General features: G+C 62.5%; 23 protein-coding genes, 1 tRNA gene and 1 pseudogene. 12 read left to right on the top strand and 13 right to left on the bottom strand.

The features are described from left to right. Positions 1-3: 3 nt before the first annotated feature. From IHE39_RS22390 to IHE39_RS22375, 4 genes are all read right to left on the bottom strand, one after another. Positions 4-594, bottom strand: a complete 591-nt coding sequence (locus IHE39_RS22390; RefSeq protein ID WP_184767543.1) for a hemerythrin domain-containing protein — start codon at positions 592-594, stop codon at positions 4-6. A 40-nt stretch (positions 595-634) separates the two neighbouring features. Next, positions 635-994, bottom strand: a complete 360-nt coding sequence (locus IHE39_RS22385) for a diacylglycerol kinase (protein ID WP_184767542.1) — start codon at positions 992-994, stop codon at positions 635-637. A gap of 50 nt (positions 995-1,044) precedes the next feature. Further along, positions 1,045-1,842, bottom strand: coding sequence for a DODA-type extradiol aromatic ring-opening family dioxygenase (locus tag IHE39_RS22380; RefSeq protein WP_184767541.1), 798 nt, complete (start codon positions 1,840-1,842; stop codon positions 1,045-1,047). 104 nt (positions 1,843-1,946) lie between these two features. Further along, positions 1,947-2,366: a GFA family protein gene (locus IHE39_RS22375; protein WP_192568017.1), complete on the bottom strand. Its 420-nt coding sequence runs from the start codon at positions 2,364-2,366 to the stop codon at positions 1,947-1,949. A gap of 331 nt (positions 2,367-2,697) precedes the next feature. Here IHE39_RS22375 and IHE39_RS22370 point away from each other — a divergent pair, with 331 nt between their 5' ends. After that, positions 2,698-3,768 carry a GGDEF domain-containing protein gene (locus IHE39_RS22370; RefSeq protein WP_184767539.1) on the top strand — a complete coding sequence of 357 codons (1,071 nt, stop codon included), beginning with the start codon at positions 2,698-2,700 and terminating at the stop codon, positions 3,766-3,768. A gap of 81 nt (positions 3,769-3,849) precedes the next feature. Here IHE39_RS22370 and IHE39_RS22365 read toward each other — a convergent pair whose 3' ends face one another. The 4 genes from IHE39_RS22365 to rpiA form a co-directional block, all read right to left on the bottom strand. Next, complete coding sequence (locus IHE39_RS22365) at positions 3,850-5,223, bottom strand: class II 3-deoxy-7-phosphoheptulonate synthase (RefSeq protein WP_184767538.1); 1,374 nt, start codon at positions 5,221-5,223, stop codon at positions 3,850-3,852. Positions 5,224-5,381: 158 nt separating this feature from the next. Beyond that, entirely contained in the window at positions 5,382-6,776 is a 1,395-nt protein-coding gene (gene gor, locus IHE39_RS22360; protein WP_192568016.1) for a glutathione-disulfide reductase, read from the bottom strand. 178 nt (positions 6,777-6,954) lie between these two features. Then, a complete protein-coding gene (locus IHE39_RS22355) occupies positions 6,955-7,521 on the bottom strand; it encodes a DUF2059 domain-containing protein (protein ID WP_192568015.1) in 567 nt (188 codons plus the stop codon). An 18-nt stretch (positions 7,522-7,539) separates the two neighbouring features. Beyond that, complete coding sequence (gene rpiA, locus IHE39_RS22350) at positions 7,540-8,238, bottom strand: ribose-5-phosphate isomerase RpiA (protein WP_192568014.1); 699 nt, start codon at positions 8,236-8,238, stop codon at positions 7,540-7,542. A gap of 144 nt (positions 8,239-8,382) precedes the next feature. On the opposite strand from rpiA, the gene IHE39_RS22345 reads away from it, so the two are divergent. Then, complete coding sequence (locus tag IHE39_RS22345; RefSeq protein ID WP_192568013.1) at positions 8,383-9,066, top strand: phosphoglycolate phosphatase; 684 nt, start codon at positions 8,383-8,385, stop codon at positions 9,064-9,066. 67 nt (positions 9,067-9,133) lie between these two features. After that, positions 9,134-9,208 (top strand) — tRNA-Val (locus IHE39_RS22340). Positions 9,209-9,616: 408 nt separating this feature from the next. Here the strand turns inward: IHE39_RS22340 and IHE39_RS22335 are convergent. Beyond that, positions 9,617-11,485, bottom strand: a complete 1,869-nt coding sequence (locus tag IHE39_RS22335; RefSeq protein ID WP_192568012.1) for a L,D-transpeptidase family protein — start codon at positions 11,483-11,485, stop codon at positions 9,617-9,619. A 275-nt stretch (positions 11,486-11,760) separates the two neighbouring features. Between IHE39_RS22335 and IHE39_RS22330 the strand changes: the two genes are divergently transcribed. The 3 genes from IHE39_RS22330 (at position 11,761) to IHE39_RS22320 (ending at position 13,976) form a co-directional block, all read left to right on the top strand. After that, positions 11,761-12,156 (top strand): rhodanese-like domain-containing protein, encoded by a 396-nt coding sequence (locus tag IHE39_RS22330; RefSeq protein WP_192568011.1) that lies wholly within the window; start codon positions 11,761-11,763, stop codon positions 12,154-12,156. A 72-nt stretch (positions 12,157-12,228) separates the two neighbouring features. Next, positions 12,229-13,035 (top strand): MerR family transcriptional regulator, encoded by an 807-nt coding sequence (locus tag IHE39_RS22325; RefSeq protein ID WP_192568010.1) that lies wholly within the window; start codon positions 12,229-12,231, stop codon positions 13,033-13,035. An 11-nt stretch (positions 13,036-13,046) separates the two neighbouring features. Further along, positions 13,047-13,976, top strand: coding sequence for a YobF C-terminal domain-containing protein (locus tag IHE39_RS22320; protein ID WP_192568009.1), 930 nt, complete (start codon positions 13,047-13,049; stop codon positions 13,974-13,976). A 41-nt stretch (positions 13,977-14,017) separates the two neighbouring features. Here the strand turns inward: IHE39_RS22320 and IHE39_RS22315 are convergent, their stop codons facing one another. Beyond that, a complete protein-coding gene (locus tag IHE39_RS22315; protein ID WP_192568008.1) occupies positions 14,018-14,923 on the bottom strand; it encodes an alpha/beta hydrolase in 906 nt (301 codons plus the stop codon). 48 nt (positions 14,924-14,971) lie between these two features. Here IHE39_RS22315 and IHE39_RS22310 point away from each other — a divergent pair, with 48 nt between their 5' ends. Continuing rightward, a complete protein-coding gene (locus IHE39_RS22310) occupies positions 14,972-15,421 on the top strand; it encodes a MarR family winged helix-turn-helix transcriptional regulator (protein WP_184767528.1) in 450 nt (149 codons plus the stop codon). A 4-nt stretch (positions 15,422-15,425) separates the two neighbouring features. On the opposite strand, the gene IHE39_RS22305 is transcribed toward IHE39_RS22310, so the two are convergent. The 3 genes from IHE39_RS22305 to IHE39_RS22295 all read right to left on the bottom strand — a co-directional run bounded on the left by IHE39_RS22305 (position 15,426) and on the right by IHE39_RS22295 (position 17,483). Continuing rightward, positions 15,426-16,310 carry a protein-methionine-sulfoxide reductase heme-binding subunit MsrQ gene (locus IHE39_RS22305; RefSeq protein ID WP_192568007.1) on the bottom strand — a complete coding sequence of 295 codons (885 nt, stop codon included), beginning with the start codon at positions 16,308-16,310 and terminating at the stop codon, positions 15,426-15,428. 143 nt (positions 16,311-16,453) lie between these two features. Next, a complete protein-coding gene (locus tag IHE39_RS22300; protein ID WP_192568006.1) occupies positions 16,454-17,065 on the bottom strand; it encodes an MSMEG_1061 family FMN-dependent PPOX-type flavoprotein in 612 nt (203 codons plus the stop codon). Positions 17,066-17,129: 64 nt separating this feature from the next. Then, the gene (locus IHE39_RS22295) at positions 17,130-17,483 is read right to left on the bottom strand and encodes a gamma-butyrobetaine hydroxylase family protein (protein WP_192568005.1); all 354 of its coding nucleotides are present in this window, start codon (positions 17,481-17,483) and stop codon (positions 17,130-17,132) included. A 207-nt stretch (positions 17,484-17,690) separates the two neighbouring features. On the opposite strand from IHE39_RS22295, the gene moaA reads away from it, so the two are divergent. From moaA to IHE39_RS22270, 5 genes and pseudogenes are all read left to right on the top strand, one after another. Beyond that, the gene (moaA, locus tag IHE39_RS22290; protein ID WP_184767524.1) at positions 17,691-18,686 is read left to right on the top strand and encodes a GTP 3',8-cyclase MoaA; all 996 of its coding nucleotides are present in this window, start codon (positions 17,691-17,693) and stop codon (positions 18,684-18,686) included. A gap of 95 nt (positions 18,687-18,781) precedes the next feature. Continuing rightward, on the top strand, positions 18,782-19,768 hold the full coding sequence (locus IHE39_RS22285) for a hypothetical protein (protein WP_184767523.1): 987 nt from the start codon (positions 18,782-18,784) through the stop codon (positions 19,766-19,768). 6 nt (positions 19,769-19,774) lie between these two features. Continuing rightward, a pseudogene (locus IHE39_RS22280) lies at positions 19,775-19,942 on the top strand (GTP 3',8-cyclase MoaA); the annotation flags it as partial. 48 nt (positions 19,943-19,990) lie between these two features. Further along, positions 19,991-20,461: a hypothetical protein gene (locus tag IHE39_RS22275; RefSeq protein WP_192568004.1), complete on the top strand. Its 471-nt coding sequence runs from the start codon at positions 19,991-19,993 to the stop codon at positions 20,459-20,461. Between the two features lie 91 nt (positions 20,462-20,552). Beyond that, positions 20,553-21,473 (top strand): EamA family transporter, encoded by a 921-nt coding sequence (locus tag IHE39_RS22270; protein ID WP_192568003.1) that lies wholly within the window; start codon positions 20,553-20,555, stop codon positions 21,471-21,473.

Genomic DNA, 21,473 nt, shown 5'->3' with positions numbered 1-21,473 from the left:
CCGTCAGCCGATCTCCAGCGCCCGATCACCACGATCGAGAATGAGCGGAATGATCAGGTCTTCCTCGTCGTCGAGATGCCTGGTCAGCATCGCGACAAGCCGCGCGTTCTCGTCGGCATAGGCGTCGGCCGCGAAACGCTGTTTGTCCGCATTTTCCTGGAGCGCCCGGATGAAGGCGTTGGCCGTCTCGGCATTGCGCTCCAGCGCATCGTGGATGAGGTGATGATCGGCATCAAGGATGTCGAAGCCGCGTTTCAGCCTGCTTTCCGCCTTGGCGAAGGTGGGGAAGTAATGCTGGTCCTCGACATTGTGGTGACCATCGAGATTACCGAGGAAATGGTTCAGCCGGGGCGCAAACCAACGCGCGAACTGCCGGGCATCCATGCGGCCCTCGCGATAGTCGCCGATACCGGTGGTCAGCATACCGCCCAGTTCGCGGAACATGTCATGCCGCTGCAGCCACATCGACGCCATGCCATGGACGTTGTCATGGGCGCGCCAGTCCTCGCGCGGATACCTGTCGACCAGCCAGCGCAGGTCTTCGGGCAGGCCGCTACGGGCTTCGAGATGAAAAAGGTTGGCCAGATCAGCCATGTCGGTCTCCTTTGGTAACCGACATGTGGGTATGCAACCCTCAGATTGGAAGGCCGAGCATCCGCTCTACAATGGCGAAGCCCCAGACGCCCAGCACGATGACAATCGAGATCAGTACGGCGAGCGAGCCACAGTCCTTGGCTAGCTGGATATCAATGTTGAATTCGCGGCTGACGGCGTCGCACGCCGCCTCGATGCCGGTGTTCAGCACCTCGACGGTGATCAGGAACAGGATCGAGCCGATCAATAGCGCGTAGCCACCCCAGGTGCCTGCCACGAACCAACCGAGCGGCAACGCCACGGCAAGCAGCATGATTTCCTGCTGGAATGCCGCTTCGGTGCGGATCAGCCGCGAGAATGCCCGCACCGAGTTCTGGAAAGCCTTGACCAGCCGCTCCATAAAATGCCCTTTCAATTCAATCGAAGCGGCATCATTTAGCGGCTTGACGCTCAGTCGAACAGATATGAATCGTTGGCAAAGAAGCCGTGATCGACCGAATCGTGCACGCGGCGGCCCTTTGCACCCTCGCCTGCCGCACCGTAAGCAAAGAAGATCGGCATCAGGTGCTCGTCGGTCGGGTGATTGTCCCCAGGGTACGGCGCCTTGTCCTTCCAGTGCAGCAGCGCATCGGTATCGCCGCTGGCCAGCCTGTCGGCAAACCATTGCGTGAACTCATGCACCTTGCCGGCCAGCGCCGGATCCGGTTCGGCCCCCTTGCGCAGTCTGCTGAAATAGGCGCGCAGGTTGTGGGTGATATGGCCTGAGCCGATCAGCAGCACTCCTTCGCTTCGCAACGGCGCCAGCGCCTTGCCGATGGCGTGGTGCCAGGCGGCATCGCGGCTGGGGTCGATCGACACCTGAACCACAGGAATGTCCGCGTCGGGGAATGCGAGCTTGAGCGGCGTCCAGGTGCCGTGGTCATAGCCGCGCTTCTCATAGGTGTGCGGCTTGAGCCCGGCCTCGTCGAGCATCGCGAAAACCCTGGCCGCGAGTACAGGTTCGCCCGCGGCAGGATAAACCATCTTGTAGAGCTCCGGGGCGAAGCCGCCAAAATCGTAGATCATGCCCGGCTTGGGATCAGTTACGACGGCGACGCCATCGGTCTCGAAATGCGCCGACACGATGACGATGGCCTTGGGCTTCTCAACCAGAGCGGAAAGAGTTTCGAGATAGTGGCGCGCCGGCGTATCGGCCAGAACGATGTCTGGGCCGCCATGCGAAATGAAAACTGTAGGCAACGAGGTCATGTCATTTCTCCTTGCCCCGAATATACGCCCTCGCCACTGTTTCGAGCAGAGTGCCCAAACACGACGAAGCGTTCAACAAATGAGAACGATCGTCGGCATCACGTTCAATCCTCCAGTACTTTGAGCGATGGTGAGGACCGTTCGTATTGCGGCAGATCGTCATCGATCTCGTAATACGAGCCCTTGTCGGCGACGAATATGTGATAGCCGCCGGTGAGCGACGACGGCTCCTCGAACGAACCGGCCATGATCGAGACGTAGTCATCGTCGTTCGGCTTCCAGAACATCACCGATCCGCAACGGCTGCAGAAGCCGCGGCGGGCGAAGTCCGAAGCGGCAAACCATGTGACATTGTCGCCGCCTTCGATGTCGACCATGTCGTCGCTGACATTGGTTGCGGCATAGTAGTGGCCGCTCTGTTTCCGGCACATGTTGCAGTGGCAGTAGATTACTTCGCGCAGCGCACCGCGTGCCGCAAAGCGCACCGCGCCGCACAAACATGACCCCTTGTGCAAATTATCCATTGCATAGTCCTCTATTGACCCGCCGCCATATTGATCTTGATCCGGGCACGGGACATGAGGGTTTGCGACATTGCCTATGCTGGCCAGTGTTCAGGCATCATCTGGCACAGTGGAAATTACACCCTGTGGTAGAAAAATTACCGTGCCAACGCTGCAAATTAAGGAAACCTTAGCCAGCCTAAATTAGAGCTGAATACAAGTGATGAGCGCAGAGGGGACCTGCGCCGCCGCAAGCATTCTATCTCACGCCGCTCGCGCCCCCGACCGGTTTGCACGCCAGCCACTTGCTGACCGTGCAGCCGGCCATTTGGCCAACTGAAACGGGACATACATGCAATCTGCAGCCGCCCCGACAGAACGAGGCAACGATATTGCGAGTACTGTCGTGGCGACGATGAGCCAGATGGGCGTCATCGGCCTGCCGCGCAATTACGAGATCTTCTACGAGGCGCTGACCGGCACCAACGCGGCACTCAGCCTGGAAGTCATTGCGCTCGGCAACCGTCCGACGCAGGAGCAACTCGACCTGCTCGGCCAGAAGTTCTTTGCCCACAATCACGGTCAGGGCATCGTCGAACATGCGCGCGAAGTTCTCGCCCGCGAGTTGGAAGGCGTCGCCAGCCTGCTGCGCAACGAGCAGACCTATTTGGAACGTTACGGCAAGGTGCTTGACGAGACCTCGAGCGGGCTCAACAGCCGTACCGCCATGTCGCAGGAACTGCTGCAGAAGATCGCCGGCGTGATGGCCGTGGCCACGGCTTCGACCATCGACCATGGCAAGCAGGTGGCAACGACGCTGAGCGACAAGTCGAGTGAACTCGAAAGCGTCAAGTCGAAGCTGGAAGAGTACAAGAAGCTTGCCGACACCGATCCCCTCACCCACATCTGGAACCGTCGGGCCTTCGACCGGCGGATCGCCAGGATCTACAACGACAACAGGGGCGTGCTGTTCAGCGCGCTGATCCTGGCCGACATCGACCGCTTCAAGGACATCAACGACCGCCACGGCCACCCCGTCGGCGACAAGATCCTGCGCATCATCGCCAGCATCTTTCAGTCCAGCGTCCACCGCGACATGTTCGTGGCCCGCACCGGCGGTGAAGAGTTCGCGCTGATCGTCGAAGGCACGACCGAGGAAGCGACGTTCGAGATCGCCGACCGCGTTCGCCTTTTGGTTGCGCAGACGCAATTCAAGGATGTCCAGCCGGGCGTGAACTGCGGCCAGGTCACCGTTTCCATGGGCGTCTGCATGGCATCGGACGCCGACAGCGCCGAAGACCTCTACGCCAAGGCGGATCGCGCGCTCTATCGCTCCAAGCTGATCGGCCGCAACCGCGTCACCCGCTATTCGACGATCGCCGAGCGCCAGGGCAAGAACTGGATGCTGTACAAGAAGGACTGAACGCGTCGCGCGTCAGCCCAAGCAAAAAAGGCGCCGGTCAAACCGGCGCCTTTTTGATTTTTGCAAGCTGCGTCTTGCGGATCAGGCGTTGACGGCCTTCTTCGCCGGCGTCGGTGCGCTCTTGCGCAGCAGTTCCGAAACCAGGAAAGCAAGCTCGATCGCCTGGTCGGCGTTGAGGCGTGGGTCGCAATGGGTGTGGTAGCGATCCTGCAGCTCCTCGGCGGTGATGGCGCGGGCGCCACCGGTGCATTCGGTCACATTGTTGCCGGTCATCTCGACATGGATGCCACCCGGGTGCGTGCCCTCGGAACGGTGGATGTCGAAGAAGCTCTGCACTTCGCTCAGGATGCGATCGAACGGACGCGTCTTGTAGCCGGCAGCGGTGATCGTGTTGCCATGCATCGGATCGCACGACCAGACGACTTTGCGGCCTTCCTTCTCGACGGCGCGGATCAGCTTCGGCAGGTGATCGCCGACCTTGTCGTGGCCGAAGCGCGCGATCAGGGTCAGACGGCCGGCCTCGTTCTCCGGATTGAGCGCATCGATCAGCTTGAGCAGGTTGTCGGGCGTGATCGACGGGCCGCATTTGAGGCCGAGCGGGTTCTTCACGCCACGGCAGTACTCGACATGGGCGTGGTCGAGCTGGCGCGTGCGGTCGCCGATCCAGATCATGTGGCCCGAAGTCGCGTACCAGTCGCCCGAAGTCGAGTCGATGCGGGTCAGCGCCTGCTCGTAGCCGAGCAGAAGGGCTTCATGGCTGGTGTAGAAATCGGTCTCGCGCAGCGCGTAGTTGGTCTCCGAAGTGATACCGACCGCCCGCATGAAGTCCATGGTCTCGGTGATGCGATTGGCCAGTGCTTCATAACGCTCGCCCTGCGGGCTGTTCGACACGAAGCCGAGCATCCAGCGCTGGACGTTCTCGAGGCTGGCATAGCCACCCTGAGCGAAAGCACGCAGAAGGTTCAGCGTCGCCGCCGACTGACGGTAGGCCATCTCCTGACGCGCCGGATCAGGAATGCGCGACTTCTCGTCGAAGGCCGGGCCGTTGATGATGTCGCCGCGATAGCTCGGCAGCGTCACGTCGCCCTTGGTCTCGTTGTCAGCCGAGCGCGGCTTGGCGAACTGGCCGGCGATACGGCCAACCTTCACCACCGGCTGCGCGCCGGCGAAGGTCAGCACGACCGACATCTGCAGGAACACCCGGAAGAAGTCGCGGATGTTATCAGCGCCATGTTCCAGGAAGCTTTCGGCGCAGTCACCGCCCTGCAGCAGGAATGCTTCGCCATTGGCAACGGCAGCAAGCTGCTTCTTCAGCTTGCGCGCCTCACCTGCAAAAACCAAGGGGGGAAAGGATGCGAGACGAGCTTCCGTTTCCGCGAGTGCCGCAGCGTCCGGATAAGCCGGGACCTGCTGGATCGGCATGCTTCTCCAGGAATTCGGGGACCATTTCGTCATGTTCGCACCTAAAAAGTTCGCTAACGGGCACCTCACCCGCGCCATAGCCCGCCATTGCGGGAACGCGGCTCTTTACACGATGAGGAGCCCCTAATCTACCCCGGAACACGTCCGGGATCGAACGTTTCCCTGCGGAAGGTCCCGAGGCGGCCGCAACGTCAGTTTTCGACGCGCGCGCCGTCTTTCACCAGATAGGTCGGCTTGTACATCGTCACCAGCTCTTCGGCTGCCGTAGGGTGCACGGCCATGGTGCGATCGAAGTCGTCCTTGGTCAGTCCGGCCTTGAGCGTGATGCCCAGGAGCTGCGCCATCTCGCCGGCGTCAGGACCCAACACATGGGCCCCCAGGACCAGACGCGTGTCGCCATCGACAACGAGCTTCATCATCATCTTTTCCTGCCTGCCCGAGAGCGTGTGGCGCATCGGCCTGAAGCTCGTGCGGTAGATCTCGAGATGCTTGAACCGCTTGGCAGCGTCGTCCTCGGAAAGACCGACGGTGCCGATCTCGGGCTGCGAGAACACCGCGGTCGGGATGCAATCGTGGTCCGGCTCGGTCGGGTTGTCCCTGAACGCAGTCTCGACGAAGCACATTGCTTCGTGAATGGCGACCGGGGTCAGCTGGACACGATTGGTGACGTCGCCAACGGCCCAGATGTTACCCACGGTGGTGCGCGAGTAGCTGTCGACGACGATCGCGCCCTGCTTATTCATCTCGACGCCGGCGGCCTCGAGGCCAAGGTTTTCGGTATTCGGCGTGCGTCCGATAGCGAGCAACACCTGGTCGACCGTCAGCTTCTGGCCGGTGTTCAGCGTCACTTCGAGGCGACCACCGGCGCGCTTGCTGACGTCTTCTGAAACTGAGTGCAGCAGGATCTTGATGCCCTTCTGCTCCATGGTCTCGTGCAAGGTACGGCGCAGGTCCATGTCGAAGCGACTAAGGATTTCCTTGCCGCGATAGACCAGCGTCGTCTCGACGCCGAGACCGTGGAAGATGTTGGCGAATTCGACGGCGATGTAGCCGCCGCCCTCGATCATGATCGCCTTGGGCAATTCGGGAAGGTCGAAGACCTCGTTCGAATAGATGCAGTGCTCATGGCCCGGCAGCGCGGGATGCGCGGCGGCCCGCCCGCCTGTCGCAATCAGGATCTGATCGGCGGTGACGGTGCGGTTTTCATCGACGATCCGGATAGTATGGCTGTCGACGAGCACGGCACGTGAATGGATCGTCTCACCACCGGAACCTTCGACATTGCGCTTGTAGATCGCCTCAAGCCGCGAAATCTCACGCTCCTTGTTGGCGACCAGCGTTTTCCAGTCGAACTTCGCCTCGCCGACGGTCCAGCCATAGCCCGCCGCATCCTCGAAATGCTCGGGAAACTGCGAGGCATAGACGTAGAGCTTCTTGGGCACGCAGCCGCGGATGACGCAGGTGCCGCCAAAACGGAACTCCTCAGCGAGCGCGACGCGCTTGCCGAGTGCTGCCGCAACGCGTGCCGCGCGCACACCGCCCGAGCCGCCGCCGATGACGAAGAGATCGTAGTCGTACTGGGCCATGGGTGTCCTTCCTGCGGTAGAGCAACGCGCATGCGGCGCGCAACGGTCGCTCTAAGTCCTTGAAACTGCGCACCGCATCCGATGCGCCTGTGATGCGGTCACAGGTAGTGGCAGTGAGCCCAAAAGAAAAGCCCGGCAAATGCCGGGCTTTTGTATCGTGACCGTTGGTCGCGGTGGATCAGTTCGCCGGTGCTGCCGGTGCGGCACCTTCGGCTGGGGCAGCACCTTCGGCCGGAGCCTTGGTGCCGATGACGGCCTTGAGCTTTTCGCCAACCTGCTCGGCGAGATCGCGGCCGACGCCGTTCTGCCAGATCTCGGCGGCCTTGACCAATTCGCGCGAGGCGATCGGGCCGTTCTCGATAAGCTTCTTGCCGGCTTCCGAATTGTAGAAGGCGGCAATGTCGTTGAGGTTCTGCTCGGAGAACGACTTGGCGTAAGCGATCGCCGATTCCTTTTCCAGGTCGGCCCGACGCGCGGCGAGCGCCAGCGTCTTTTCATCGACCGTCTGGGTGATCACTTCCTGCATGTCAGGGTTCTGCTGGATCAGCTGCTGCTTCAGGGCGGCGGCTGCCTGCGGCAGGATCGAATCGAAGGAATCGGTCGCGTGGATCGCGGAGATGGCGGCATGCGCTGCCTTCAGGTGTGATTCCGCGATTTCCTGCGCCTGGGCCGAGAATGCGACGGCCGCGAATGCCGAAGCCGCCACCATGACGGAGAAGCGGCGAAGCCGGTTTGTCAAAATCATGATGAATAGAACTCCTGTTTAGCGTGCCGGATGAACGGTTCTGACCCCGTCCGAGCCGGCGATGACGGCAACGGTGGCCAAACCCAAGAAGAGACCGTGCTCCACGACGCCGGGAATGGCGTGCAGGGCATCCGAAAGCGCTCTTGTATCGGGAATGCGGCCAAAAGATGCATCGATAATGAAATGTCCACCGTCGGTTACGAAGGTTTCGCCGGCGGATTTGCGCAACACCAAAGGCCCTGAAAGCCCGAGCTTGTCAGCAGCTTTTGCGATGGCGATCTCGGTGGCCTTGAGGCCGAACGGATTGACCTCGATGGGCAACGGGAAGCGGCCGAGCGTGTCGACGAGCTTGGTCTGGTCGGCGATGACCACCATGCGCGTCGAGGCCGCGGCCACGATCTTTTCGCGCAGCAGCGCGCCGCCGCCACCCTTGACCAGCGTCAGCTCAGGATCGATCTCGTCGGCGCCATCGATGGTCAGGTCGAGTTCCGGCGTTTCGTCGAGCGTGGAGAGCGGCACGGACAGTTCGCGGCAAAGGGCGGCGGTACGTTCCGATGTCGGCACGCCGATGATCTGCATGCCGCCGGCAACCTTCTCGGCCAGCAGCCTGACGAACTCCTCGGCCGTCGAACCGGTACCGATGCCAAGGCGCATTCCGCTCTCGACATACCCCAAGGCAGCGCGCGCCGCCTCGATCTTCAAAGCCTTGGCATCCATCACTTGTTCGCAAAATCCTCGAATATCAGGCTTGGCTCCTAGCATTTTTGCCCGTTGGGTCAAAGGCTTTATGGCACGGGCTTGCGTCATGCAGGGTCCGGGGCTATCGGCTCTTGCAACGCACAACTCCACAAAGGCGGAGCCATGTCCAAGCCGATCATCGTTTTCGACCTCGACGGGACCCTCGTCGACACCGCCCCTGACCTTTTGGACAGCCTCAATCACACGCTCGTCGCCGGCGGCCTTGCCGAAGTCGACGACAGGGCATTCCGCCGTTTCGTCGGCCAGGGCGGGCGCATCATGATCGAGCGTGCCTACACCGCCCAGCAAAAGCAGCTGGCGGCCGTCGAGCACGACCGCCTGCACGACATCTTCCTCGATCACTACACGGTCAACATTCCCGGCCGCTCGCTGCCCTATCCCGGCGTCGTCGCCGCGATGAACCGCTTCACCGAAGCCGGCTATCTGCTCGCCGTCTGCACCAACAAGTACGAAACCCTCGCCCAGGGCCTCATCCAGGCGCTCGGTCTTTCCGACCGCTTCGCGGCCATCACCGGTCCGGAAACTTTCGGCATGCGCAAGCCAGACCCCCGGCATCTCACCGAAACCATCGCCAAGGCCGGCGGCGATGTGTCCCGCGCCGTCATGGTCGGCGATTCGGTCACCGACATCGACACGGCAAAGGCGGCCGGCATTCCGGTCGTTGCCGTCGATTTCGGCTACACCGACCGTCACGTCAGCGAATACGAGCCTTCGGTGGTCATCTCGCACTATGACGAACTGACGCTTGGCATGGCCCAGAAGCTGATTGACGCGGCAAGTCGCTAAAGCCGCCTTGACACCACTCCCACCCCTCCCCTATATCGCCGTCACGTTCGGCCCTCGGGCCTCGGACGGGCGATTAGCTCAGCGGGAGAGCACACCCTTCACACGGGTGGGGTCATAGGTTCAATCCCTATATCGCCCACCATTTTTCTATTCTCTACGTCAGAACGCCTCAGCCTCGCCTTGGCTGCTGTCGCGTATTTCGGCCCCATTTTAAGTCGGCGCGTCAAGCACTCATAGGGTTCTGAGTCTGAGAGCGGCCGGGATCAAGGCTGAAGTGGGCCCTCTGGTTCTGGCTCAGCCGGTGCTACCGGCTTTTACCTGACCTGTCTGTTCGGCCTATCACTGCCTTCTGCCGGCTGTGCCAGCATGCCAAGCTAGCAGCGATCGCTCTTACGGTAGGTGGGTCGCGCGGGACGCAATGCGTGGTGATGGCTTGGCATCCCGCCAACACCGACTGCAAAACAAAGACAAGAGCGGATGGCAAGCGATATCGACCGCGCCAGAGCGCACAACGTACTTGAGCCGGCGCGCTATCCGGCAGATGGCCCAATCAGATGCTCGGCGTCCTCGCGGCATCAGTACGCGTCATGGCATCCTTCAGCTTGGCATCGCGGTCATAGACGTCGCCGAAATACTCGACCTTGCCGTCAAGATCGGGCCAGGCGGTGAAATAGGCGACGTAAACAGGGATCTTACGCGTCAACTTCTCGAAGGAATGGCCCTGTTTCAGCTTGGCGGCGATGTGGTCGACGTCTGTGCCGAGCACCGCGGCTGCCATGCCGCGCGGATCGGACAAGCGGATGCAGCCATGGCTGAAGGCGCGGCTGTCGCGGTCGAACAGCGCCTTTTGCGGCGTGTCGTGCATGTAAATGGCATGCTTGTTGGGGAACAGGATCTTGAGCTCGCCCAAGGCATTGGCTTCGCTCGGTGCCTGGCGCACGCTGAAGGGCACCTTCGAGCCGTACTGGCCCCAGTTGATCGCCGATGACGGAATGCGCTGGCCACGCGAATCGGTGACTTCATAGCCGGCGCGGTCGAGATAGCTCGGATCGTTGCGCAGGCGCGGCAACATCTCGTTGACGATGATCGACTGCGGCACGCCCCAATAGGGATTGTAGTCGACCTGCTCGATCTCGTCCTGGAAGAAGCTGGTCTGGTTGGTGGTCTTGCCGATGACCGTGCGCATCTTGAGCTTTTCAACACCGCCGTCGATGTAGCTCGCGGTGTAGGCCGGCTGGTTGATGAAGACACGTGGGCTGCCGAGGTCCGAAGGCAGCCAGCGCAACTGCTCGAGCGCGACGACCACCTTGTCGAGGCGGTCGGCCTTCGAGGTGCCGGCAAGTGTCGCCACCGTGCGCGGACCGACAACGCCGTCGGCCTTGAGCCCGGCACGCCTTTGAACGGCTTCGATGACCGGAACCAGTTCGGGCGAATAGGTTTCGCTGTTGCCGAGCCTGGCGAGCGTTTCGCCGAATTCACCGCCCATCTCGTCATCGAGGTCGCGGGCGACAAGATGCAAAAGCTTGGGTAGCTCCGGGCTGGTCTCGCCGGGCTTCAGCAGCAGCTTGGCTTCAACGACGATGTCGTTTTCCTCGCTCGCCTTGAGCGCCTCGAGTTCGACGCGCAGCGCCTTGTATTCAGGATTCTGCGGGTGGAATGCTTCGAGGAAGGCCCTGGCGTCAATCGACTGGCTGAGGCTCTTCAGAATGGCGGCCATGTCGAGCGGCTTGGGCGTGAAATCGTAATAGCCGGAGATACGGTTCGGATCGATCCGGCCGCCTTGCGCATCATGCGCATAGCGCAGCACCCGCGCCGACATCGCCATCTCGAAACGGATGAGCGTCTTCATCCGGCCTACGGTGTCGTCCATCGCATAGGCCGCCGGCGGCACCGAAACCGCATAGTCGGCCGGCATCAGCCCGTGGCTGGCGGCATCGCTCAAGGTCCTGATCGCGTCTTCTGCGCGGCTGTTTGCGGTCTGGCCGGTGACCCAGATGAAATCGGGATTGGCCACATAGTAGTCGAGCAGGCCCTTGGCGATGTCTTTTTCGGCAACGAGATCGAACGCATCGAGCCCGGCCAGCGCTTCACGAAACGCGGTGCCGGCTAGCGACGGCTCCAGCGACGCCGACTGCGTGCCGGCGACCAGCTTGGAGAAGTCGACCGTCACCATCGTGTCGGTCTTGTAGGTGTAATAGGACGGCGCGCTGATCTTGGCCGCGGCCACGGGCGCCCGCTTCTTCTGGACCGGTGCCGGCGGAAACTCGCCTTGCTGGTGACGGGGGGCACGGTTGCCGCTGCCGCCGAACAGGATGTCGAAGAAGTTCTGCGCCCCGGCCTGTGGCGCACCGAGCGCCACGGTCGCGGCCAAGGCTGCCAGCGGAAGCGAGATCGGCCTGTTCAGGAGAGAAAATTTCATAAGACACCATCCCTGCCCGGAAACTGCACTGGAATCGCTATGCGCCGGTGGAAGAATTCCTGCCCACAAATGGCTGATGTAAGGCGCTACTCACCCGATTCATACCGATAACGTTAAGCTTTCATAAATTTCCCGGCAGCTGTTGCCGAACAGTTTCACATCATCGTGAGGCAAACCGGAAGGTGGCACAATTCATCAGCGATGACAGCCTTGACGCTTCATGCGATCACTTGGATCCACAAGCTGAAATTGGGCCGAATTGACGCGAGGGCAAGGTGAAGAAGGGCTACAGGGAACTGCTCGACGAGGCCAATGCTGTGGTCGAGGTGGTGTCGCCGGAGGAAGCGGCAACCCTGCTCGACGACACCGAGACCATCTTCATCGACCTGCGTGATCCACGCGAGGTCGAGCGCGAAGGCAGGATCGCAGGCGCCCAGCACTGCCCGCGCGGCATGCTCGAATTCTGGATCGACCCCGAAAGCCCCTACCACAAGCCCTTCTTTACCAGCGGCAAGAATTTCGTCTTCTTCTGCGCCGGCGGCTGGCGCTCGGCACTGGCCGCAAAGACGGCGCAGGAAATGGGGCTGGAGCCGGTCCGCCACATCCTTGGTGGTTTCACCGCCTGGCGCGCGGCCGGCCTGCCTGTCGAACCAGGCAACAAGAAAGGCTGATCGGCCCCGGCATCGGCGAAAGCAAATCGCGCGCTTGACCTCGCCCCTGGGGCCAGCCCTAGACACGGTGCCATGACCGATTCCTATCTCCTCGCCGGCCGTTTCGGGGCCGCCACGCGACTGTCGCCCAAGGCATTGCGGCTTTATGCCGAGCAAGGCCTGCTGTTGCCGGTGCGCATCGATCCGCAGACCGGCTATCGTTACTACGCGTCGTCGCAGGCGCCCCGGGCACGGTTGATCGCGCGCCTGCGTCGGCTGGATCTGCCAATCGCCCGCATCGCGCAACTGCTGGACCTGACGCCGCAAGCGCGCGTCGTCGAGTTGCAAAGCTGGCTCGGCGCGCAGAACGACAGGCTTGCCGAGCAGATCGAGCTCGTGCGTGCCCTCTCCCGGCAAACCGAAGGCGGCGACACTGCACTCGCGGCAGCGATCAGCCTCCGCGAGATACCGGCCGGCAAGGTCATCTCGCGACAACGCCAGGTCGGCGTCCAGACGCTGGACGATTTCATCGCTGAGGCCGAAACGGACATCCGCGCCCACCTGCGCGCCACGGGATTAGCTGACGGCGGATTGATGAGCGTGCATTTTCACGACCTCGTCAGCCGCGACAGCGAGGGTCTCGTCGAGGTTGCCGTCGCCTTTGAGGGAAGTCTCGAACCGGCTGGCGACCTGCTCATCAGGTTGCAGCCGGCGCGCCGCGAAGTCTATCTGCCCGTGCCCAAGGCCTATGAGGATTTTCCCCTCGTCATGCACGTCTACGACGCCCTTGAAGGATGGCTGGACGCGCGGAGCGACATCAGTTGCATCGGCAGCCCTCGCGAAACCTATCCCGGAACCCGAGGCGCGCGCTTCGACGTCGCCTATCCGATCAGCCAGTAAGAGACCCCTCCATGACCCATTTTGCCTACACCGGCTCCGGCCCGTATTGCTACGCCAATTCCTTCGCCATGATGTTCGGAGCCGATGCGCCGTCGACCGCGGTCATCGAGGTGGCCATCGGCGGCCCGTTCGGGATGCAGCTGATCGGCGGCAAGATGCCCTTCTTCGACCCCTATGGCTGGGACCCGGAGAAAGGTTTTGAGGACGCGCTCTTGGCTCTTGGATGGACATCGATAGTTGCCCAGGGTGGCAACGCTGAGGAAGCCCTGGCACGGCTCAAGGAAGCCCTGGCCGTCGGCCCGGTCTGGATCGGTCCGGTCGAGATGGGGCATCTCCGGCACCAGCCCCGCATGCGCGGCCCGATCGAGGCCGATCATTACGTCGTCGCCATCGAAGTCGACGATGACAGCATCCTGATGCACGATCCGCAGGGCTACCCCTACGCCCGCCTGCCACTCGCCGACTTTATGGCCGCCTGGAGCGCAAAAACGCTGATCTATGGGACGCCCTACACGATGCGTACCGCCTTCAAGCGGATAGCTGACATCGCAGATGTCGACGCGATCAAGGCGTCGATCCCGTCAGCGATTCGCTGGCTGTCGATGGATGGAGAGCACGACATGCCGCAGGGAAGCTCGGGTAACGCTGCAGCCGCCGAGGCGCTGGCGCGCCTGATCGAGCCCAGGTGCAACCAGGACCTGCGGGGCCACATGATCCACTTCGCCGTCCGGGCCGGGGCACGCCGCGCGGCGGACGCCGCAACCTGCCTGGAGCGTGCCGGATACACCGAGGCGGCGCGCATCGCGGGCAAACAGGCGCGCCTGATCGGTGGCATGCAGTATCCGCTCGTCGTCGGTCATGACGCCTCGGCCGCCGCCGCCCTCCGCGAACTGGCGCCGACCTATGACATGCTGAGGGCAGCACTGGAGAACCAGGGCTGAGCCTCGGTGACCGGCGCAACCGTCGCGGAACCAGCGACCGGCTAGTGAACCGTGTCGAGTTCTCGCGCAGCCTCGAGAAAGCCGACAGCCTCGGCCACGACCTTGGCGCTCGAAAGGATACGCCGGTGGCCAAGGCCGTCGGCCCAGAACAGCCTGACATGCCCGCCCGCACCAGCCATTGCCTTCGCTTCGCTGGCGGACACTTCCCTATCGTCGGAGGCGTGGATGACAAGGGTCGGGGTAGCCAGGCGCATCAGCAGCCTGGAACCGACGAACTGGCTGATCGGGGTCCCGGTCACACGCTGCACCTGCCCCGAGATCGCCTGCTGCGTCTTTGGCCCGAGATGGAGATAGCGGCCGAAATCGTCGAACAGCTTCGGCATCGAATCGGGAGCGGCAACCAGCACCAGCCGCTTGGCTGACAGCGGTTCAAAGCCCTTGACCGTTCCAGCGGCGGCGTTGACGGCAACCGCACCGCCAAAGGAATGGCCAACGATCGCCTCGAACGGCCCGAACCACTGGCCGGCAAGCGTGGCCGCCTCGACGGCCTTGGCCATGTCGAGCGCGCGCCCGAGCGAGCCGCCATGGCCCGGCAGGTCGAGCGAGATCACGCGCATGCCGGCCTCCCTGTAGCCTTCGATCAGCGCCTGCATGTACTCGGTCCGCGAACGCCAGCCATGGATGACAAGTACTGTGCCCCTGCTTGCCCCATCGGGGCGAAACTCGTGCATCGCCACACAGCCGCGCAGGGTCTTGATTCGGTGATGGCGGGCCTCGGCCATGAAGCCGGACGCGTTGCCGATGGCACGCCTCTCGCCCGATGTCAGGGAACGCTGGCTTGGCGTTCGCCGGAAAAGCTCGAATGCCGCACGGCCGGCGAGACGTGGCGAAACCAGCTCGGCTGCACCGAACAGCCGCCGGATGACCTTCAATCCGATTGATGCCATAGTGGTCGTCCATCCATAAGTTCAATCATGAACAATAATAGTTCAATCATGAACAATAAACAAGATTTGCCGTGGGATAACCCGCGGTTCAGAAACTGGGTTGCCGTGGCCAAGGCGTGCCACTCGATGGAGCGTGCCCTGGCGAGCGCGTTGCAGCCGCACGATCTCAAGCCGGCGCAGCTCGATGTCCTGATGAATCTCTATCGCCATCCCGGCATTTCGCAGCACGACCTGGCACGCAAGCTGCTGGTCGGGCGTTCGAACATCACCATGCTGCTGCCGCAGTTGGAAAAGCGCGCGCTGGTGCGGCGCGAGGCCGACGCCAAGGATCGCCGGGTGATGCGGCTGACGCTGACCGAAGACGGCGGCACCTTGCTGATGCGGGCGCTGAAAACCTATGGCGCGCTGATCGAAAAGGCGATGAGCTCGTCGACGCCGGAACAATGCGACCTGATCGGCGCACACATGCTGCGTGTCGCCGACGCGCTGAAGGAATAGTCGCTCAGGCGGCGGCCCTGGCGGCTCGCCTGCCCCGCGGCGCTTCCGCCTTACCCATCGACCTGACGAAGCCGAGCGCCGCCACGCCAAGGCCCGTCGCCAGCACCCACCAGCCGGGCCGGATAGTGTAGGAAAACTGCAGGTTTGCCCACAGAACGCGGCTCGGCGGCACGCCGGTCGCCAGCCCATACCAGGCCGCCTCGACAACCACCGTCGACAGCGCAGCAGCAACTGCAATCGCGATCAGCACCAGCGGCGACATCAGGCTGAGCCCGCGCCAGTGCGCCAGCCGGTAGAACATCAAGAGCATGAAAAAGCCCGCCATCAGCGTCGGCTCATAGACATCGGCCTTGGACTGCATGAAAAAATGCAGCGCAGCTAGGATACCGATGCCATAGACGATCTTGTGCAGCCGGTTCCAGTTGCGACCAAGCTTCTTGATCGCCGCGTCGGTCGACGTCGCACCGAGAGCGACAAGCCCGAGCAGCGCGACGAAGCCGATGGTGAGATAGATGCGCAGCGCGATCTCGCTGACGGCGCGGACGACATCCCAGTTCTGGTCGAAGAAGTAGAGTACGAGATGACCGAGCGCGTAGGCGAGCGCAGCGATCCCGAGCATGCGCCGGATGAGGATCAGCTTCGGCCATTGCCCGATGCGGCGCAGCGGCGTCACCGCCAGCGACATCAGCAGGAAGCGGATCGCCCAGTCGCCGGTTTCATGGATGGCGGCGGTGAACGGCCGTGGGCCGAGCAGCGTGCTGGCGCCAGCGCCTTGCGGAAAGCCTTTCACCGCGTAATAGGCAAGCAGCAGTGCGGGCACCAATGTGCCGGCAAATGCCACGGCCTTCAGCGGCGATAGGTTTCCGGCGCGGTCTGTCCAGGGCGTCATTCAGGATAACTCCAGCAATTTTGCCGGTATACGTCGCGAATGCCGTCGAAGTTACGCCGGGGGCAATCACTTTGTTTTGAGGCCTGGAAGCCTGCTTTTCGTCATTCTTCCCGACTTCGCAGGATTTTCCTACCCGCAGGTCCCTACCACATCGACTTCTTGGCGCGCTCGGGCCATTCGCGGTCATAGGTTTCGCCGTCGATGCTGGCGCGGCTGGTGACGGCAAGGATCTGGCCCGGCGTCGGCAGCGCCTTCGGATCGACATGGCGTTCCGGATTCCACAGCTCCGACCGTACGATCGCTCGCGCGCACTGGAAGTAGACGGCATCGACATCGATCACCGTCACCGAACGTGCCGGCTTGCCTTCGACGGTGAACGACGCACAAAGCTCGGCATCGACGCTGATGTGAGCACGGCCATTGACGCGCAGCGTCGTGCCTGAGCCGGGCACCAAAAACAGCAGTGCCACCTTGGGATCGCGGATGATATTCCTCAGCGAATCCGCGCGGTTGTTGCCGCGGCGGTCCGGCATCATCAGCGTACGCGGATCGTGGATGCGGACAAAGCCGGCAAGGTCGCCGCGCGGCGAGCAATCGAGTCCCTCGGGACCGCTGGTCGCCAGCGAGACGAAGGGCGATGCTTCGATGAAGGCCGCATACTCGGGAATGACGTGGTCGAGTTCCTTGACCAGCGAGGTTTCGCCGGGAGCACCATAAAGCGCCTCGAGCTGTTCGACCGTTGAAATGACCGACACCGTTCATCCCCTCCTGCTTCGATGCTGCTGCGCTTAGCAGGCCAACGTGAACGGCCAAAGACACTCAGCGATCGCGGCTCAAACCTTTCTGCGCCAGTTCGTCGAGATATTCCTGCCAGCGCTTGTCCTTGTCGTGGCCGAGTGTGTGCAGGTAGTTCCAGGTGAAGATGCCGGTGTCGTGGAAATCGTCGAAGGTGATGCGCACGGCATAATTGCCCACCGGCTCGATCTTGAGGATCGCAACGTCCTTCTTGCCGGGCACGGTCACGCGCTGTTCCGGCGAATGGCCCTGCACCTCGGCGGAAGGCGAAAGCACGCGCAACAGCTCGGCTGCAAGTTCGAACGGGCGATGGTCCGGAAACGTCACCGTCAACAGCTTGCGGTCCTTGGAGACCCTCAATTCCTTCGGTGCCGTCATGATCCGCCCTGCCGTTGTGAACTGCCCTTCACTACTGCGCTTCGGACGTTGCGAAAAGTGCTAACAGGGCCCGGAAACGACAAAGGGCCTCGCGCTACCCCAAGGCAACAAACTTTCATCTTGATTGACATACCCAAGCGTACAACATAGCCGTAACATGAAGGCGTCAAACAAGACGCCACGCAAAGGGAAACGGAAGCGCAGACCATGGACATGATCGATCCTTTCGGTCGCTCGATCAGCTATCTGCGCGTGTCGGTCACGGATCGCTGCGATTTCCGCTGCACCTATTGCATGGCCGAAGACATGGCCTTCCTGCCCAAGAAAGACCTGCTGTCGCTCGAAGAGCTCGACAGGCTGTGCACCGTCTTCGTCGAAAAGGGCGTCAAAAAGCTGCGCCTGACCGGCGGCGAACCTTTGGTGCGCAAGAATGTCATGCACCTCATTCGCCAGCTGTCGCGCCATATCGACAGCGGCGCACTGGAAGAGCTGACGCTGACGACCAACGGCTCGCAGCTGTCGCGCTTCGCTCAGGAGCTCGCCGATTGCGGCGTCAAGCGCATCAACGTCTCGCTCGACACGCTCGACCCCGACAAGTTCCACGCCATCACGCGCTGGGGCCACCTTGCCAAGGTGATGGAAGGCATCGACGCCGCCCAGGCGGCCGGCCTGCACATCAAGATCAATGCCGTCGCGCTCAAGGACTTCAACGATACTGAAATCCCCGAAATCCTGCGCTGGGCCAATGGCCGCGGCATGGACCTGACGGTCATCGAAACGATGCCGATGGGCGAGATCGATGCTGACCGCACCGACCAGTACCTGCCGCTGTCGCTGCTGAGGGCCAATCTCGAACGCCAGTTCACCCTGACCGACATCCCGTTCAAGACAGGCGGACCGGCACGTTACGTCGATGTCGCTGAAACCGGCGGAAAGCTGGGCTTCATCACGCCGATGACGCATAATTTCTGCGAGAGCTGCAATCGCGTGCGGCTCACCTGCACCGGCACGCTCTACATGTGCCTCGGCCAGGAGGACGCTGCCGACCTCAGGGCGCCGCTGCGCGCCTCCGAAGGCAACGAGCTGTTGTCGAACGCCATCGACGAAGCGATCGGGCGCAAGCCCAAGGGCCACGATTTCATCATCGACCGCCGCACCAATCGTCCGTCCGTCTCCCGCCACATGAGTGTGACAGGCGGCTGAGCGATATCGACCTTCGCCACCCGACAACGTCCTCGTGAGGCAATGGGCATGCTTACCGGCTCGCCGCGACGTTCTCCGCCCCGACGTTCTCCCCAATGACGCTGGCGAAGCGTGTCGCACGCAAGCTGCAAGCGCTGTGGCGCAATGTGTTTCCGCGCGCGCCGGCGCGCTGCGTCGAAACCGTCGGCCGTGCGCGGCTTGCATACGATCCGCAGTATCCGGCGTTCGTGCGGGAATACTATTTGTACTGTGTCGCATTGTTCCGCGAAACGCTGGCCGTGCGCGACGCGCCGGTCAATCTCGTGTTCGGCGACTCCGAGGTCGACTGCGGCAATGCGAACCGCACGCGGCGCATCGATGTCCAGTGGGAACACACGCTGGTCAAACCGGGCGGGCGCGACAGCGACGGCGCGCCGACCGGTGCCGTGCCATTGCCGGACGGCCAAGGATACTATCTCGCGCGCGTGGTGAACCGCGCGGTGGTCGAATCGGCCGACGTGATCGTCGACTACAGCCGGCCGAATGTCGAAAACCTGCGCCGCGCCGGCGGCTTCGATGCGTATCTGGCCAAGACGATCGTGCTCGCGCCGCTGCTGTACGACACCGACGTCACCCCGGGCACGCGGCGGCGCGACGCAATCACGCTGTTTGGCGACGTCGCGCAACCGCGCCGCGCGGCGTTTCTTGAAGCGGCCCACGAGGCGCGCCTGTCACTGCTCAATGTCAGCGGTGTCTACGCGGGCGCCGCGTTGTGCACGCTGTACCGCGACACGCGCGTGCTCGTGAACGTGCATCAGACCGGCCAGCACCACACGTTCGAGGAATTGCGCGTATTGCCGGCGCTGCTGTGCGGTGTCGTCGTCGTCAGTGAAGACGTGCCGCTGCGTGAGTCGATCGCGTATCACCCGTTCGTGGTGTGGGCGCGCTACGGCGAACTCGCCGACACGGTGCGCGCGGTGCTCGCCGACTACGCGGCCTATCGCGAACGGATCTTCGGCGACGGACGATTCGAGGCGGTCGTCGAGCGAATGAAGCGGGACAATCGCGATGCGGTGAAGACCGCGCTGCAGCGGTTGCGGTAGTGTCGCGACGCGGCCGACCTCAGGGCGCCGCTGCGCGCCTCCGAAGGCAACGAGCTTTTGTCCAATGCCATTGACGAGGCGATCGGGCGCAAGCCCAATGGCCACGATTTCATCATCGACCGCCGCACCAATCGCCCGTCCGTCTCGCGCCATATGAGTGTGACAGACGGCTAAGTTGCAGCTATCGTCGCCACCCGACAACGTCCTCAAGAGGTAATGGGCATGGCTTACCGGTTCGCCAGGACGTTCTCCGCAATGACTCTGGCGATGGTGCTAGCCGCGCCTGCACTTGCCAAGCCATTCATCTACACCAATGCCCGCTTCGGCACGTCGGTGACGTTTCCACATGAGATCTTCGTCAGCCAGGCCGAACCGCCGGAAAATGGCGACGGCATGACGTTCCTGTCGATCGACGGAGCGAGCCTGGCGGTCTACGGCTCCAACAATGCGCTGGAGCAGACACCCAAGCAGCTCGCCGACATGAGCTCCGAGGGCGTGGAGGTCACCTACCGCAAGCTGGGCAAGGACTGGGTCGTGCTGTCGGGCCACGACGGCGACGACATCTTCTACCACCGCCTCGAATTTGGCAGGGGCGGCGTCATCCATGCCTTCCTGCTCAAATATCCCGTGTCGTCCAAGGCGAAATACGACCGGCTGGTCGGCTCCATTGCCGAAAGCCTCAACGGCCCGTGAGGCCAATTGACGTGTCTGGTCCATCCGATTGGCATTGCTGTTTCACGCACCGGTGCTAAAGCCGTAGGAACAGCAGCAACGGAAAGCCGAAGTGCCACTTTCCTCGAATGTTCGCGGCGCCACCTTCATGGTCGTCGCGATGGCAGCCTTTACCTTCAACGACACGCTGAGCAAGCTCGCCGCCCAGACGATCAATCCGGGCCAGCTGATGCTGGTGCGCGGGCTGTTCGCCACCACGCTGATCAGCCTTCTCGCCTGGCAGCAGGGTGCCTTGAACGGCTACCGGAACTACTGGCATCCGATGGTGTTCCTGCGCCTTGTCGGCGAGGTTGGCGGCACCGTTTGTTTTCTCGCCGCCCTGCCCCATCTGCCGCTGGCCAACATTTCCGCCGTGCTTCAGGCCCTGCCATTGGCGGTGACCATGGGTGCTGCACTGTTTCTGGGCGAGAGCGTCGGCTGGCGCCGCTGGCTGGCCATCGCCACCGGCTTTGGTGGCGTGCTAATCATTGTCCGGCCGGGATTTGACGGCTTCAACGTCTTTTCCTTGCTGGCCCTGCTTTCGGTCGCCTTCTGTGCCGTGCGCGACCTGGCGACACGAAAGATCCCCGGGCACATCCCATCCTTGTTCGTCTCGACCACCACCACCATCATCATCACCATAACAGGGGCGCTGACGATCGTGCCTTTCGGCGGTTGGGTGCCGATGACGCTCGACCTCGTCACGTTTCTGGCGGGTGCCGCGGTGCTGGTGCTGTTCGGCTATCAGTTCGTCATCATGGCGATGCGCGAGGGCGAAATCTCTTTCATCGCGCCGTTCCGCTACACTGCCCTGATCTGGGCGATTTCGCTCAGCGTCTTCGTTTTCGGCGACATCCCCGATCTGGCGATGATCGCTGGTGCTGCCGTGATCGTTGCCTCCGGCCTCTATTCGCTCTATCGCGAACGCGTTGTCGGCAAGGGTCGGCCGGCAGCCGAAAGCACCAGCGCCTCGATGGCGCCAGACGGGATCTAG

Source organism: Aminobacter carboxidus (genome assembly GCF_014863355.1).
GTDB classification, from domain to species: Bacteria; Pseudomonadota; Alphaproteobacteria; order Rhizobiales; family Rhizobiaceae; genus Aminobacter; species Aminobacter carboxidus.
The sequence above is the reverse complement of the archived record's forward strand: the minus strand, read 5'-3'. Positions and strand labels throughout refer to the sequence as shown.

Excerpts from the sequence above, each read along its gene's own strand:
- IHE39_RS22390 (WP_184767543.1), bottom strand. The coding sequence starts at position 594 with ATGGCTGATCTGGCCAACCTTTTTCATCTCGAAGCCCGTAGCGGCCTG.
- IHE39_RS22385 (WP_184767542.1), bottom strand. The coding sequence starts at position 994 with ATGGAGCGGCTGGTCAAGGCTTTCCAGAACTCGGTGCGGGCATTCTCG.
- IHE39_RS22380 (WP_184767541.1), bottom strand. The coding sequence starts at position 1,842 with ATGACCTCGTTGCCTACAGTTTTCATTTCGCATGGCGGCCCAGACATC.
- IHE39_RS22375 (WP_192568017.1), bottom strand. The coding sequence starts at position 2,366 with ATGGATAATTTGCACAAGGGGTCATGTTTGTGCGGCGCGGTGCGCTTT.
- IHE39_RS22370 (WP_184767539.1), top strand. The coding sequence starts at position 2,698 with ATGCAATCTGCAGCCGCCCCGACAGAACGAGGCAACGATATTGCGAGT.
- IHE39_RS22365 (WP_184767538.1), bottom strand. The coding sequence starts at position 5,223 with ATGACGAAATGGTCCCCGAATTCCTGGAGAAGCATGCCGATCCAGCAG.
- gor (WP_192568016.1), bottom strand. The coding sequence starts at position 6,776 with ATGGCCCAGTACGACTACGATCTCTTCGTCATCGGCGGCGGCTCGGGC.
- IHE39_RS22355 (WP_192568015.1), bottom strand. The coding sequence starts at position 7,521 with ATGATTTTGACAAACCGGCTTCGCCGCTTCTCCGTCATGGTGGCGGCT.
- rpiA (WP_192568014.1), bottom strand. The coding sequence starts at position 8,238 with ATGGATGCCAAGGCTTTGAAGATCGAGGCGGCGCGCGCTGCCTTGGGG.
- IHE39_RS22345 (WP_192568013.1), top strand. The coding sequence starts at position 8,383 with ATGTCCAAGCCGATCATCGTTTTCGACCTCGACGGGACCCTCGTCGAC.
- IHE39_RS22335 (WP_192568012.1), bottom strand. The coding sequence starts at position 11,485 with ATGAAATTTTCTCTCCTGAACAGGCCGATCTCGCTTCCGCTGGCAGCC.
- IHE39_RS22325 (WP_192568010.1), top strand. The coding sequence starts at position 12,229 with ATGACCGATTCCTATCTCCTCGCCGGCCGTTTCGGGGCCGCCACGCGA.
- IHE39_RS22320 (WP_192568009.1), top strand. The coding sequence starts at position 13,047 with ATGACCCATTTTGCCTACACCGGCTCCGGCCCGTATTGCTACGCCAAT.
- IHE39_RS22315 (WP_192568008.1), bottom strand. The coding sequence starts at position 14,923 with ATGGCATCAATCGGATTGAAGGTCATCCGGCGGCTGTTCGGTGCAGCC.
- IHE39_RS22310 (WP_184767528.1), top strand. The coding sequence starts at position 14,972 with ATGAACAATAAACAAGATTTGCCGTGGGATAACCCGCGGTTCAGAAAC.
- IHE39_RS22305 (WP_192568007.1), bottom strand. The coding sequence starts at position 16,310 with ATGACGCCCTGGACAGACCGCGCCGGAAACCTATCGCCGCTGAAGGCC.
- IHE39_RS22295 (WP_192568005.1), bottom strand. The coding sequence starts at position 17,483 with ATGACGGCACCGAAGGAATTGAGGGTCTCCAAGGACCGCAAGCTGTTG.
- moaA (WP_184767524.1), top strand. The coding sequence starts at position 17,691 with ATGGACATGATCGATCCTTTCGGTCGCTCGATCAGCTATCTGCGCGTG.
- IHE39_RS22285 (WP_184767523.1), top strand. The coding sequence starts at position 18,782 with ATGACGCTGGCGAAGCGTGTCGCACGCAAGCTGCAAGCGCTGTGGCGC.
- IHE39_RS22275 (WP_192568004.1), top strand. The coding sequence starts at position 19,991 with ATGGCTTACCGGTTCGCCAGGACGTTCTCCGCAATGACTCTGGCGATG.